11 protein-coding genes and 1 pseudogene are annotated in these 14,531 nt (G+C 68.3%); 10 read left to right on the top strand and 2 right to left on the bottom strand.

Features of this window, described 5'->3' with window-relative positions; genetic code table 11:
- The 10 genes and pseudogenes from NHG85_RS11350 to NHG85_RS11305 form a co-directional block, all read left to right on the top strand.
- A pseudogene (locus NHG85_RS11350) lies at positions 1-272 on the top strand (tRNA dihydrouridine synthase DusB); the annotation flags it as partial.
- On the top strand, positions 269-1,345 hold the full coding sequence (locus NHG85_RS11345) for a two-component system sensor histidine kinase NtrB (RefSeq protein WP_253332457.1): 1,077 nt from the start codon (positions 269-271) through the stop codon (positions 1,343-1,345). The pseudogene NHG85_RS11350 and the gene NHG85_RS11345, both read left to right, overlap by 4 nt.
- Positions 1,345-2,721 carry a response regulator gene (locus tag NHG85_RS11340; RefSeq protein WP_253332456.1) on the top strand — a complete coding sequence of 459 codons (1,377 nt, stop codon included), beginning with the start codon at positions 1,345-1,347 and terminating at the stop codon, positions 2,719-2,721. The genes NHG85_RS11345 and NHG85_RS11340 overlap by 1 nt, the downstream gene beginning before the upstream one ends.
- A 157-nt stretch (positions 2,722-2,878) precedes the next feature.
- Complete coding sequence (locus tag NHG85_RS11335; RefSeq protein WP_253332453.1) at positions 2,879-5,101, top strand: sensor histidine kinase NtrY-like; 2,223 nt, start codon at positions 2,879-2,881, stop codon at positions 5,099-5,101.
- 8 nt (positions 5,102-5,109) lie between these two features.
- A complete protein-coding gene (ntrX, locus tag NHG85_RS11330) occupies positions 5,110-6,504 on the top strand; it encodes a nitrogen assimilation response regulator NtrX (RefSeq protein WP_253332463.1) in 1,395 nt (464 codons plus the stop codon).
- A 104-nt stretch (positions 6,505-6,608) separates the two neighbouring features.
- Entirely contained in the window at positions 6,609-7,985 is a 1,377-nt protein-coding gene (gene trkA / locus NHG85_RS11325) for a Trk system potassium transporter TrkA (protein ID WP_253332451.1), read from the top strand.
- A 4-nt stretch (positions 7,986-7,989) separates the two neighbouring features.
- Entirely contained in the window at positions 7,990-9,510 is a 1,521-nt protein-coding gene (locus NHG85_RS11320; RefSeq protein WP_253332449.1) for a TrkH family potassium uptake protein, read from the top strand.
- A gap of 125 nt (positions 9,511-9,635) precedes the next feature.
- Entirely contained in the window at positions 9,636-9,869 is a 234-nt protein-coding gene (gene hfq / locus NHG85_RS11315; RefSeq protein WP_017928544.1) for an RNA chaperone Hfq, read from the top strand.
- Positions 9,866-11,149 (top strand): GTPase HflX, encoded by a 1,284-nt coding sequence (hflX, locus tag NHG85_RS11310; protein WP_253332447.1) that lies wholly within the window; start codon positions 9,866-9,868, stop codon positions 11,147-11,149. Before hfq ends, hflX begins: the two co-directional genes overlap by 4 nt.
- A gap of 81 nt (positions 11,150-11,230) precedes the next feature.
- Entirely contained in the window at positions 11,231-11,590 is a 360-nt protein-coding gene (locus NHG85_RS11305; RefSeq protein WP_253332445.1) for a VOC family protein, read from the top strand.
- A 4-nt stretch (positions 11,591-11,594) separates the two neighbouring features.
- Here NHG85_RS11305 and NHG85_RS11300 read toward each other — a convergent pair whose 3' ends face one another.
- A complete protein-coding gene (locus NHG85_RS11300; protein ID WP_253332443.1) occupies positions 11,595-11,930 on the bottom strand; it encodes a DUF3140 domain-containing protein in 336 nt (111 codons plus the stop codon).
- Positions 11,931-11,988: 58 nt separating this feature from the next.
- Entirely contained in the window at positions 11,989-14,454 is a 2,466-nt protein-coding gene (locus NHG85_RS11295; RefSeq protein ID WP_253332442.1) for a penicillin acylase family protein, read from the bottom strand.
- Positions 14,455-14,531: the final 77 nt, after the last annotated feature.

Below are 14,531 nucleotides of genomic sequence, written 5' to 3'. Positions count from 1 at the left end.
TGGCGCGGATCATCGCCGCGCTGACCGGCGCGCGCGCGCCCGAGATCCCCCAAGGCCGGGCTTTCACCGACATGGTGGGCGCGCATTACGAGGCGATGATGGGGTTTTACGGCGCAGCCCTCGGCGGGCGCGTCGCGCGCAAGCACCTCGGCTGGTACATGGAGGAGGCGGGCACGCCCGCGGCCCTGCGCCGCGAGCTGCTTACCGCCGCGCCGGAGCGGGTGCCGGGGCTCCTGCCGCTCGCGCTGCAGGGCGAAAGGTGCGCGGCATGACCGATGATGGCGCGCTGTGGAACTCGCTTCCCGTGCCGGCGCTGCTTCTGGGCGCGGATGATCGCATCCTCGAGGCCAATTCCGCCGCCGAGCTGTTCCTGAACCTGTCGCTGCGCAGCCTGAGCGGCGCCTCGCTGTGGGACAAGCTGCGGATCGACGTGCCGCTCGAGGAGGCCTTCGCGCGGGCCCGCGCGCAGCGCAGTTCGCTCTTCGTCAACGATGTCGAGCTGGGCGCGAACGACCGGCCCACGACCCAGTGCTCGGTGCAGATCGCGCCGCTGGCGGGCCATGAGACGGAAATGCTGATCCTGATCTCGCCGCGCGAGATGGCCCATCGCATGACCCAGAAGCAGGCCACCGGCAAGGCCGCGAAATCGGCGATCGGCATGGCCGAGATGCTGGCACACGAGATCAAGAACCCGCTGGCGGGCATCACCGGCGCGGCGCAGCTCTTGTCGATGGGGCTTTCGGCCGAGGACCGGGAGCTGACCGATCTCATCGTCGAGGAAAGCCGCCGGATCGTGAAGCTGCTCGAACAGGTCGAGCAGTTCGGCAATCTGCGCCCGCCCGCGCGCCGCCCCGTCAACGTGCACGACACGCTCGACCGCGCGCGGCAGTCGGCGACGGTGGGTTTTGGCGCGCATATGAGCTTCGTCGAGGATTACGATCCATCATTGCCGCGCGCCCTGGTCGATGCCGACCAGCTTTTGCAGGTGGTGCTCAACCTCGTGAAAAACGCCTGCGAGGCGGGCGGCCCCGGCGGCACCATCCGCCTGCGCAGCTATTACGATCCCTCGTTGCGCGTGCGCCAGCCCGACGGCAGCCAGGCCCGGCTGCCCCTGCAGCTTGAGATCCATGACGACGGGCCCGGCCTGCCGCCCGAGATCGCAGACGAGGCCTTCGAGCCCTTCGTCTCGGGCCATGAGAACGGCACCGGGCTGGGCCTCGCGCTCGTCTCCAAGCTCGTCACCGAGAATGGCGGCTGGATCTCTGTCGATAGCGCCCCCGGCCGCACCGTGTTCCGGATCTCGCTGCCGCGCGCCCCCGAAGACCATTCCAGCGGAGAACACTGATGGACGGAACGATCCTGGTCGCCGATGACGACCGCACCATCCGCACCGTGCTGACCCAGGCGCTGACGCGCGCGGGCTGCAAGGTGCATGCCACATCCTCGCTGGTGACGCTGATGCGCTGGGTCGAGGAGGGCAAGGGCGACCTGGTGATCTCCGACGTGGTCATGCCCGACGGCAACGGCATCGAGCAGCTGCCCAGGATCTCCGAGGCGCGGCCCGGCCTGCCGGTGATCGTGATCTCGGCGCAGAACACGATCATGACGGCAATCCAAGCCGCCGAGGCCGAGGCCTATGACTACCTGCCCAAGCCCTTCGATCTGCCCGACCTGATGAAGCGCGCCAGCCGCGCGCTCGAAACCAAGCGTCGCGCGCCCGCGCCCCGCGGCCCAGAGACCGCGCCCGATGCCGCCGCGGGCGGCGATCTGCCGCTGGTGGGCCGCACCCAGGCGATGCAGTCGCTCTACCGACTGGTGGCGCGGGTGATGAACACCGCGCTGCCGGTGCTGGTCACCGGAGAGAGCGGCACCGGCAAATCGCTCATCGCGCGCGCCATCCATGACTTCTCCGACCGCCGGGCGCTGCCCTTCGTCACCGTCTCGCCCTCGGACCTCGGCGGCATGGACGGGCCGGACGCGGTGCTGAGCCGGGCGCGGGGCGGCTCGATCCTGTTCGACGAGGTCGGCGATCTCGATGCCGAGGCGCAGCTCAGGATCGTGCGGATGCTCGACGCGATGGGCGATCCCGCGCCGCGCATCATGGCGACCTCGCAGGGCGATCTGGCGCACCGGCTCGAAGAGCACAGCTTCCGCGAGGATCTCTACTACCGGCTCGCCGGCGTCACCATCGCCGTGCCCTCCCTGCGCGAGCGGGTCGACGACATCCCGCTTCTGGCCGGGCATTTCCTGCTCAGGGCGGAGCGCGACGGGCTCGGGCCGCGACGGCTTGCGCCCTCGGCCCTCGACATGATCCGCGCCTATTCCTGGCCCGGCAACGTGCGACAGCTCGAGAACGCGATGCATCGACTCGTCGTGACCTCGAGCGGCGAGGAGATCGCGCGCGCGGATGTCGAGATGGTGCTCGGCGGCCAGCCCGCGGCCGAGCCGCTGCGCGGCGGCGGCGAGGGCGAAAAGCTCTCGGCCAGCGTCGAGCGGCACCTGCGGCGCTATTTCGACCTGCATGGCGGGCAATTGCCGCCCGTCGGGCTCTACCAGAGGATTCTCAAGGAAATTGAAACACCTCTGATCGAGATCTCACTCGATGCGACAGGTGGAAACCAGGCGAAATGCGCCGATCTGCTGGGCATCAACAGAAATACGTTGCGCAAGAAGATCACCGATCTCGATATACGCGTGACACGACGCCGCAAATTGATGTAAAACCGCAACATAACCGTGACCCTCCGGACGCAAGACCGGGGCGAGATCGCGGCGATGAGGCGGGGAACTTGCGTTCCCATCAGACGGGGCAGGGTGTTTGAGGCGGCTATCGACCTCTCGATTCGCGCGTGTCGCGCGCTGGCGTCGCCAGCGCCGCGTGCAGAATGTCGCGACATTGTCGCTGGTCGTGCTCGGCCCGGCGCTGGCCTTTGCCACCTTCTGGGTGATGGGACCGCTGGACCAAGGCGCCTCTTCGCTGCTGCTGCGGCTCGTGCTGCTGGCGGATCTCGTCTATGCCCTCGTCGTCGCGGCGCTGGTCTCGTTCCGGGTGGCGCGGATGATCGCGGCCCGGCGCGCGCGCTCGGCCGGCTCGCGGCTGCACCTGCGGCTCACGGGGGTATTTGCGCTGCTGGCGCTGATCCCGACCGTGCTCGTGGCGGTGTTTTCGGTGCTCACCATCAACGTCGGCCTCGAAGGCTGGTTCTCCGAGCGGGTGCGCACCGTGCTGGGCGCCTCGCTCACCGCGGCGCAGGCCTACGAGGAGGAGCACCGGCAGGACCTGTCGCGCGACGGGCTGGAGCTTGCGAATTTCCTCAACGCCGAACGCACCGCGCATCCCTTTTTGTCGGATGGCGAGGTCCGCCAGGCCCTTGGCCGGGTGCAGGGGCAGATCGAGCGCGGGCTGACCGAGGCCTTCGTCATCGACGGGGCGGGCGAGATCCGCGCCCGCGGCGCGCGCAGCTACGAGTTCGACTATGAGCGCCCAGGGCCCGAGGACTTCGCGCGGGCCGAGGCCCGTGGCATCGCGATCATCGAGGACTGGGTCAACAACGAGTTCCGCGCGCTGATCCCGCTCGAGACCTTCGCGGACCGCTACCTCTATGTCACCCGCGAGGTCGACGGCGGCATCCTCGCGCTGCTCGACGACACGCAGCAGACGGTGGAGCTGTACCAGCAGCTCGAAGCCGAGCGCGGGCGGCTTCTGTTCGAATTCGGCCTGCTGTACCTCGGCTTCGCGGTGATCCTGATCCTCGCGGCGATCTGGCTCGGGCTGTGGTTCGCCGAGCGGCTGTCGAAGCCGGTGGGACGCCTTGTCTCCGCATCGCAGCGCGTCGGATCGGGCGATCTCGACGTGCGGGTGGTCGAGGAGGAAGGCGACGACGAGATCGCGCAGCTAGGCACCTATTTCAACCAGATGACGCTGGAGCTGAAGGCGCAGCGCGACCGGCTCCTGGACAATACCCGCCAGATCGAGGCGCGCCGCCGCCTGTTCGACAGCGTGCTGGGTTCGGTCACTTCGGGCGTGATCGGGCTGGAGGCCGACGGCCATGTCGCCTTCGTCAACCGCTCGGCGCTGCGTCTCTTGGGGATCGAAGGCGAGCTGGAGGCCACGACGCTGGCGGTGGTGGTGCCCGAATTCGCGCCGCTCTTCGATGCGCTGCGCGACGGCGAGCGCGACTCGGTGCAGGAGCAGGTCCAGCTGATCCGCGACGGGCGGCACGAGACGCTTCTCGTGCGCATGGCGCCAAGGCGCGCCGATGACGGTGCGCTCGAAGGCTACGTGGTGGCCTTCGACGACGTGAGCGATCTCGTCTCCGCGCAACGCATGGCCGCCTGGGGCGACGTGGCGCGCCGCATCGCCCACGAGATCAAGAACCCGCTGACGCCGATCCGGCTTTCGGCCGAGCGGATCCAGCGCAAGTTCGCCCGCAAGCTCGACGCCGAGGATGCCGAGGCGCTCGAACGCATGACCGAGGTGATCGTGCGCCAGACCGGCGACCTGCGCCGCATCGTCGACGAGTTCTCGAAGTTCGCGCGAATGCCCGAGCCCGACCGCATTCGAAACGACCTCGTCGCCCTCGTGCGCGACGCGGTGACGTTGCAGGAGGCTGGCCAGCCCGAGGTGCGCTTCGAGGTGGATCTGCCCGCGCAGGGCGTTCCGGCCGCGCTCGATGCGACCATGATCACCCAGGCGCTCACCAACCTCATCAAGAACGCGGGCGAAGCCATTGACGGTGTTAGGGAAAACCTTCGTGACGAGGCCTATGCGCCGATGATCCGTATCGAGATGCGCGCCGAGGACACGGAGGCGCGGATCACCATTGCCGACAATGGCATCGGCCTGCCCGAGGACCGGGCGCGGCTGTTCGAGCCATATGTCACGACGCGCGACAAGGGCACCGGCCTCGGCCTGCCCATCGTCAAGAAGATCATCGAGGAACACGGCGGCAGCCTGTCCCTCGTCGACGCGCCACCCTTCGAGGAGGGTGCCCGCAAGGGCGCCATGGCGGTCATCACCCTTCCGGTTCTGCGCGAGGGTCATGACGAATCGGGGGACATCGAGAAGACCGGGCAACCGGCATTGCAGGCAACAGCATGAGGCATGAGATGGGCGACATCCTGATCACCGACGACGAGCGCGACATCCGCGAACTGATCTCCGACATCCTGCGCGACGAGGGGTATTCGACCCGGCTCGCCAGCACCTCCGACGAATGCATGACCGCGATCGAGGAGGAGGTGCCCGCGCTGATGATCCTCGACATCTGGCTCAAGGACAGCCGGATGGACGGGATCGACATCCTCAAGACCGTCAAGCGCGAGCATCCCGGCGTGCCGATCGTCATCATTTCGGGCCATGGCAACATCGAGATCGCGGTCGCCGCGATCAAGCAGGGCGCCTACGACTTCATCGAAAAGCCCTTCAACATCGACCAGCTCCTCGTGGTCATCAAGCGCGCGATGGAGACCTCGCGGCTGCGGCGCGAGAACGTCGAGCTGCGCCGCGGCGACGCACCGCCCTCCGAGATGCTCGGCGACAGCGCCTCGTTCCGCTCGCTGCGCAGCCAGCTCGACAAGGTAACCCGATCCAACGGCCGGGTGATGCTCACCGGGCATCCTGGTTCGGGAAAGGAGATCGCCGCGCGCTACATTCATGCCAATTCCAACCGCGCCGCGGCCCCCTTCGTCACGGTCAATTCGGTGACGATCGAGCCCGAACGCATGGAGGAGGTGCTGTTCGGCAAGGAAAGCGCCGAAAAGGGCATTGAGAAGGGCCTTCTGGAACAGGCCAACGGCGGGGTGATCTACTTCGACGAGGTCGCCGACATGCCGCTCGGCACGCAGTCCAAGATCCTGCGCGTGCTGGTCGACCAGTCGTTCCAGCGCGTCGGCGGCACCGAGAAGGTGCAGGTCGACCTGCGGGTGATCTCCTCGACCAACCGCGACCTGCAGGCCGCGATCCGCGGCGGCTCCTTCCGCCAGGAGCTGTATCACCGGCTCAACGTCGTGCCGATCCACGTGCCCGGGCTAGAGGAGCGGCGCGAGGACATCCCGCTGCTGGCCGAGCATTTCATTGGCGAATTCAACAAGAGTCAGGGCCTGCCGCTGCGCAGCTTGGGCGAGGATGCGCGCGCATTGCTGCAGACCATGCTCTGGCCGGGCAATATCCGTCAGTTGAAGAACGTCATCGAACGCGTTCTTATCCTTGGAGATTCCTCCGGGGAGATCAGCGCCAAGGAACTGCCGGGGATCGACGATCCGGACGGCGAGGAGGGCCGCGTCGTGCTTTCGGGCGGGCTGGCCACGCTGCCCTTGCGCGAGGCGCGCGAATTGTTCGAGCGCGAGTACCTGCTCACCCAGATCAACCGCTTCGGCGGAAACATCTCGCGCACCGCGGCCTTCGTCGGGATGGAGCGCTCGGCGCTGCACCGCAAGCTCAAGAGCCTCGGCGTCGTCACCTCCTCCAAGGCCGGCGCGCGGGTGGCGCATGTGGGGAACTGATCGGACGGGGCGACGGGCGGCCGATTGACCGCCCGCGCCGGCTCTGGCACTCCGTGGGGGCATGAGCGCCCCCGCGGGCGCGTCCCAAGGGGTCGGGAAGGAAGATGAAGGTCATCATCTGCGGCGCCGGGCAGGTCGGCTGGCAGATCGCCCGGCACCTGTCGGGCGAGCGCAACGACGTCACCGTCGTCGACAGCAACCCGGACCTCGTGCGCCGCGCCACCGACACGCTCGACGTGCAGGGCATCACTGGCTTCGCGAGCTATCCCGACGTGCTCGACCGCGCCGGCGCGCGCGACGCCGACATGATCATCGCCGCCACCCACAGCGACGAGGTCAACATGGTCACCTGCCAGGTGGCCCATTCGGTGTTCTCGATCCAGCGCAAGATCGCGCGGCTGCGCGCGCAATCCTATCTCGACGCGATCTATTCCGATCTCTACCGCCGCGATCACATGCCGATCGACGTGGTGATCAGCCCCGAAAAGGCGGTCGCGGAAGCGGCGCTGCAGCGTCTCGCGGCCCCGTCGGCCTTCGATGCCGAGAGCTTCCTCGACGGGCGCGCGCATCTCTTGGGCATCGCCATCGACGAGGAATGCCCGGTCATCAACACGCCGCTGCGCCAGCTCACCGACCTTTTCTCGACGCTGCGCGCGATCGTGGTGGGGATCAGGCGGCGCGGGCGGCTGTTCGCGCCGTCGCCCGAGGACCAGATCTTTCCCGGTGACGCGATCTATGTCTTCACCGACACCGACGACATGGTCCGCACGCTCGAGATATTCGGCAAGCGCCACGCCAAGCAGGAGCGGATCGTGGTGATCGGCGGCGGCAATGTCGGCCTCGGCGTCGCCCGGGCGCTGGAAAACCGGCCCGACCGGCTGCGCGTCAAGATGATCGAGCGCGACCGCGCGGCGGCCGAACGCGCCGCCGACCAGCTCGACCGGACCATCGTGCTCAACGGCGACGGGCTCGATGCCTCGCTTCTGGAAGAGGCGCAGATCGGCACCGCCGACGCGGTCCTCGTGGTCACCGACGACGACAAGACCAACCTTCTGGCCTCGGTCCGCGCCAAGGCGCTCGGCTGTCCGCTCGCGATCTGTCTTGTCAACGACCCGACGCTGGTGCCCCTCATGCAGGCGATGGACATCGACGCCTACATCAACCCACGCTCGACCACCGTCAGCTCGATCCTGCGCCATATCCGCCATGGCCGGGTGCGCGGGGTCTATTCGATCGGCGACGCCGAGGCCGAGCTGATCGAGGCGCAGGTGCTGGGCACCTCGCCAATCGCGGGCCAGCGGATCCGCGACATCGCCTTTCCCGAAGGGGTGCTGGTCGGCGGCGTGCTGAAGGACGGGCGGATGACCAAGATCCACGGCGCGCTCAGGATCGAGGAAGGCGACATCGTGGCGCTTTTCGCCATGGCCTCGGACGTGTCGGAGGTCGAGCGCCTGCTGCAGGTCTCGATCGACTTCTTCTGACGCGATGGAGCACCGCCTCACCCGCATCCCGTTCTTCGTGCTGCTCATGGCGATCGGTTCGGTGGCCATGCTGCTGCCGGCGGTCCATGCGCTGGTGCGCGAGGACTGGCTGACCTCGCGCACCTTTCTCTACGGCGCGATCCTCGGGCTGATGCTGTCGTTGCTCATTGGCCTCGCCACCGCCAACTACCGCCCCGCCAGCGTGCCGCGCAGCCAGCTTTCGGCGCTGCTCGCGGCCTTCACGCTGCTGCCGGTGATGTTCGCCATTCCGTTCCACGAGGCGCTGGGGACGACCTCCTTCCTCAACGCCTGGTTCGAGATGGTGTCGAGCTTCACCACCACCGGGGCCACGGTCTATGACAACGTGGTCCGGCTCAACGAGAGCCTGCACCTGTGGCGCGCGACGGTGGGCTGGCTCGGCGGGTTGTTGATCTGGATCACCGCGGTGTCGATCCTGGCGCCGATGAACCTCGGCGGTTTCGAGGTGCGCAACCCGTCCATGATGGGCGAGGGCGGCAGCCGGCTGAGCCAGATCACCCGCGTCGCCGATTCCTCCGAACGGATGGTGCGTTACGCGGCCCGGCTGCTGCCGATCTATACCGCGCTGACGGCGCTTTTGTGGCTCGGCCTCGTGGCGGCGGGCGACCGGCCCTTCGTCGCCTTCTGCCACGCGATGTCGACGCTGGCGACCAGCGGCATCAGCCCGATCGGCGGGCTGCGCTACGACACCTCGGGCTTTCTGGGCGAGCTGCTGATCATGCTCTTCGGCGTCTTCGCCCTGTCGCGGCTCACCTTCGCGCGCAACATGTTCGGCGATCACGGCGGCCGGCTGATGCGCGACCCCGAGCTGCGCATGGGGCTGGCGCTCGTGCTGATCGTGCCGGGGCTGTTGTTCATGCGGCATTTCTTCGGCGCGGTCGAGGACCGGGCCGAGGCCGACCTGCCGCAGGCCTTCTCGGCGCTGTGGGGCGCTCTCTTCACCGTGTCGTCCTTCCTGACCACCACTGGCTTCGAGAGCCGCTACTGGCTCGGCGCGGCCGACTGGTCGGGGCTGGAGACGCCGGGTCTGGTGCTGGTGGGGCTGGCGCTGATCGGCGGCGGCGTGGCGACGACGGCGGGCGGGGTCAAGCTGATGCGCGTCTATGCGCTGTGGATGCATGGCAAGCGCGAGCTGGAGCGCCTCGTGCATCCGCATTCGATCGGCGGCGACGGGGTCGAGGCGCGCCGCATCCGGCGCGAGGGCGCCTTCATCTCGTGGATATTCTTCATGCTTTTTGCGCTGTCGGTCACCGCCGTCATGCTGGCGCTGTCGCTGACGGGGGTGCAGTTCGAGGTGGCGATGACGCTGACGGTGGCGGCGCTGTCGACCACCGGACCGCTCGCGGAGATGGGCGCGCAATACCCGATTTCCTATGCCGGCATCCCCGCCATGGCCAAGATGATCCTCGCCGCCGCGATGGTGCTGGGCCGGTTGGAAACATTGGCGATCATCGCGCTCTTGAACCCGTCGAGCTGGCGCAGTTAAGACACGCGGGAGGGCCGGTGCGCCAGCGCACGGATTTCCGGGCTGGAAACTCCAACCGCGCCGCGACATACTCGCCTGAATACGAGAAAAGGCCGGTCCGCGGCCGCAAGAACAAAGGGACGGTGATGGCCGGAGACAAGCAGAACCTTCAGGACGCCTTCCTGAACCACGTGCGCAAGATCAAGGTGCCGGTGACGATCTTCCTGATCAACGGCGTGAAGCTGCAGGGCGTGATCACCTGGTTCGACAATTTCTGCGTGCTGCTGCGCCGCGATGGACAATCCCAACTCGTCTACAAGAGCGCGATCTCGACCATCATGCCGTCGCAGCCCGTGAACCTCTATGACGGTGAAGATTGACCGATTATTACATCCCCGAGGCCCCGGACACCCGCGCCTGGGTGATCCACCCCGAGATCAAGAACGACCAGGACCGGCGTGAGCCCGAGGCCGCGCTGGCCGAGGCCGTGGCGCTGGCCGATGCGCTGCCGGGGCTCGAGGTGCTCGGCTCCGAGATCGTGCGCCTGCCCAAGCGCCACCCCGGCATGCTGTTCGGCACCGGCAAGATCGAGGAGCTGAAGCAGCGGCTCAAGCAGAACGAGATCGAGCTGGTGCTGATCGACGGCCATGTCGGCCCGGTGCAGCAGCGCAATCTCGAAAAGGAATGGAAGGTCAAGATCCTCGATCGGACCGGCCTGATCCTCGAGATCTTCGGCGACCGCGCCGCGACCCGCGAGGGCGTGCTGCAGGTCGAGATGGCGGCGCTGAGTTACCAGCGCACGCGCCTCGTGCGGGCCTGGACCCACCTTGAGCGGCAGCGCGGGGGCCTGGGCTTCGTCGGCGGCCCCGGCGAGACGCAGATCGAGGCGGACCGGCGCGCCATCGACGAACAGCTCGTCCGGCTCAAGCGGCAGCTCGACAAGGTCGTCAAGACCCGCGCGCTGCACCGCGCCAGCCGCGCCAAGGTGCCGTTTCCGATCGTGGCGCTGGTCGGCTACACCAACGCCGGCAAATCGACGCTGTTCAACCGGCTCACCGGGGCCGAGGTCATGGCCAAGGACATGCTCTTCGCCACGCTCGACCCGACTATGCGGCGCGTGGTGCTGCCCACGGGCGACGAGGTGATCCTGTCGGACACGGTGGGCTTCATCTCGGATCTTCCGACCGAGCTGGTCGCGGCCTTCCGCGCCACGCTCGAGGAGGTGCTCGACGCCGATCTGGTGCTTCATGTGCGCGACATCGGCCATGCGCAGACCGCCGAGCAGGCGCGCGAGGTCGAAACCATCCTGTCGAGCCTCGGCCTGCCCGAGGACACGCCCAAGATCGAGGTCTGGAACAAGATCGACGCTCTGGAGCCGGACAGGCACGAGGCGGCGCTCGAACGCGCGGGCCGGACCGAGAACGTCAGCGCCGTCTCCGCGATCACGGGCGAGGGGATGGACGCGCTGCTCGACGAGGTCAGCCGCGCGCTCGGCGGCGCCAAGCATGTCGAGGAGATGGTCGTGCCCTTCTCGGACGGGCGCAAGCGCGCCTGGCTGTTCGAACAGGGTCTCGTCGAAGAGGACACGCCCACCGAGGACGGCCACCGGATGACGGTGCGCTGGTCGGCGGCGCAGAAGGCGCGGTTCGAACGGCTCTGAGCCCCGGCGCGGGACCGGGCCTGCGTCTCCCGCGCCGCTCGACGAGGACGGGGCCAGACGGCCCATGCACGAAGGCATGCGATGATACTCGATCTGCACCACGTCCAGCTCGCCATGCCGAAGGGCGGCGAGTCGCGCGCGCGTGACTTCTACGGCGAGGTGCTGGGCATGGCGGAAGCCGCCAAGCCCGAAGCGCTCGCCGGGCGCGGCGGGGTCTGGTTCGAAACGCGGGCGATCCGGTTTCATCTCGGCGTCGAGGAGCCCTTTGCCCCGGCGCGCAAGGCGCATCCGGCGTTCCGGGTCGCCGATCTCGATGCGATGCGTCTGCGCCTCGCCGCGAGGGGCATCGAGGCGCGGGTCGACATCGACTTGCCGGGGCTGAGGCGGCTTTACGTCGATGACCCTTTCGGCAACCGGATCGAGATCTGCGAGACGGTCTGAGGTCTCACTTCAGCGGATCGTGGCCCCAGTTCATCAGGCTGTAGCGCCACTTGGAATGCGCGGCGTCCTCGTCGGGGCCGCCTTGCGCCTTGTGGCGCTTGATGTAGCCCACGACCTTGGCCATGTGGTCCCACTGGTCATCCGAAAGGTCGCCCTTGTTGGTGCGCTTGATCTCGACGATGCGCTTGCCCGACTTGTGGCCCGTGCTCTCGCCATCGCCGCCGGTGTCGCCGACTTGGCGGCTTTCGTCCGTTTCGAGGAAATCTTCGATCTCCTTGGGGGCCATGTTCACCAGCTCGCCCCATTCCTCCCAGATCTTCTCATGCGACTTGCCGCTCATGCCGTTCTCCTGTGCCTGACTCGGAGGGGCAACCGGCGCGCCGCGCGGCGGTTCCGCCTCAGTTCGGCGCGGGGATCAGCTGGGTGATGCCGACGGCAGCGCCGCGCGCAAGGGTGGGATCGAGCGACATGGGGATGTATTCGCCGCGCCGCCACAGCTCGCCCAGATCGTCGTAATGGCGCGACAGCGGATGGCCCGACTGGCCGGTCGAGACGATAAAGACCGAGCTGTCGGGATCGGCGAAGTCGTAGACGCCGCGGTAGCCCGCCGCGTGGACATTGTGGAACGGGTCGGGCGCGCGCCCGTCGGTCAGCCCGCGCCGCAGCGTGTTGTCGCCGCCCGAGGTGCTCTGGCGGATGTTCACGAACCAGTTGAGGAACGGCGCGCGGCCCAGCACCGGGTGATCCTGCCGCGCCTCATGCGCATCGCCCCAGCGCAGCGCATCGAGATTGCCGCCATAGGTCTCCGAGATCCAGATCAGCGCGTCGTCGAGCGCCATTCGCGCGATGTCGGCGCAGCTTTCCTCGGCCGCCGACTGGCGAATGTCGCACCAAGCGGAGGCCCCCTCCACGTCGCGGAACACCCGGTCGATGAACAGCGGCCGCAGGTGGGTGTATTGCGCCGCGAGCGGGCCGAGATCGTCGCGGATCAGCCGGTCCTGCAGCGCCCGCATCCAGGCGGCGTAGATCAGCGGCTCGGGCAGGTGCTCGTTCATCTCGCCGTTCCATTCGCCCAGGAGTTCGAGCGCGCGTTGGCGGCGGCGCTCTGGCGTGCCTTCGGCGGCGGGTTCTCCGGTGAACCACAGATCCGCGCCGACGATCGGCAGCAGGGCGCGCGCGGTCGGGCTCACCGTATCGAGCTGCGCCTCGATGAAGCTGTCGCGGGTGTGCACCTCGCGCGATTGCATCAGCCCGCGCCAACGCGCGATGCGCTGCGTGTCGCCCCAGTGATAGGAGACATGCCTGGGAAAGGGGCGATCGAGCGTCTTGTTGTTGGTGTTGCCGACGAGGCCGCCCAGGGGCTCGGTGCTTTCGGGCAGGTCGGAATAGGAGAGCCGCCCCTGCCAGCGATTGGCGGCGACATGCCCCAGCGTCGGCATCCGGCCCTTGCTCTGGTGCTCGGGGTCGCGCAGCGGCACCGCGCCCACGGATTTGAGCGCCACGCGGTTGCGATCGGCGAGGATCAGGTTCTGGTTCGGCGCGACCTGCAGCCGGCCCGCGCGGATGCCTTCCTCGATCGAGCGGGCCTGCATCAGGCGCAGCCCCGCGGTCATCGAGGTGTCGTCATCCGACAGACCCGACCAGGCGAGCGACATGACATGGCCGCGCGGGCGGATCGCGTCGAGCGCGAACTGCTCGGGCGGCAGCACCGGGCCGTTGGCCGTGCGCTTGAGCCGCAGCGTGATGGCGGCGGCCTCCTTGATCTCGACGATGCTGTCGCGCGCCTCGAACCGCTCCCAGCCCTCCGGCGTGCGGTATTCGGCGGCGTTGCGGGGGTTTACCTCCTCGGCGTAGAGGTCGAGATCATCAGCGAAGGAGGCGGTGATGCCCCAGCCGAGATCGGCGCTGCGGCCCGCGAGCACCAGCGGGATGCCCGGCACGGTCGCGCCGATCACGCCGCCCGAACGCAGCTCCAGCCGCGCGAGATACCAGATCGACGGCGCGGTGAGCAGGCGGTGCGGGTCGTTGGCCAGGAGCGTGGCCCCGGTGGCCGAGCGCGAAGGCCCCGCGGCCCAGGCGTTCGACGCGCCCGAGAGCGCGGCGGGCAGGCTGGCCGAGAGCGGGTCGAACGGCGCCTGCGCCTCGGCGAAACGTGCAGGGATCTCGGGCACCAGATCGGCGTAGCGGGGCAGGGCGGTGAGGCCAGGGCCGGGCACGTCGGGCAGGATGTCGCGCAGGCGTTCCTCTTCGAGCACCAGCGAGGTCCGCGCGCGCAGCACCTCGGCCTGCAGGTGATCGCTCTGCTGCCAGGCCATCAGCTTGAGGATCGCAATGCTGTCGGCGGGCTGCCAAGGCGCGATGGGCTGGTTGAACAGCCACATCTCGGGCGCGCCGCGCCCCAGCGCCCCGGTGTTGACCTCGCCCAGCCAGGCGTTGACGCCCGCGGCATAGGCGTCGAGCGCGCTACGCGTCTGGCCGTCCTGATCCTCGAGCGAGGCGGTGGCGGCGCGGTAGAGATCGAGCCTGCGCATCAGCACGTCGCTCTCGACCGTGCGCTGGCCGAAGAGCTCGGACAGGCGGCCCTGCACGGTGCGGCGCAGCATTGTCATCTGCCACAGCCGGTCCTGCGCATGGGCGTAGCCGAGCGCGAAGAACACGTCGCGGTCGGTGGAGCCGAAGACATGCGGCACGTTGGCATGATCGCGCACGATCTCGACCGGGGCGGTGATCCCGGCGACACGGGTGCGCGCGTCGTAATCCGGCAGGGAGCGGGAGAAGAACCACCATGTCAGCGCGAAGGCCACGAGGCCCAGAAGGATCGCGCCGACGGTCAGGCGCAGGAGCCAGCGGAACAGGGTGGCCATCGATCCTCCGGGGGTGGTCGGCGCCCGCGCTTGACGGGCCGGTTGGGCTTGGTGAGTATCGCGCCTCGGGGGCGAAC

The sequence above is a fragment of the Limimaricola litoreus genome (genome assembly GCF_024159025.1).
GTDB classification, from domain to species: Bacteria; Pseudomonadota; Alphaproteobacteria; order Rhodobacterales; family Rhodobacteraceae; genus Limimaricola; species Limimaricola litoreus.
This window is presented reverse-complemented; position numbering and strand designations above follow the sequence as displayed.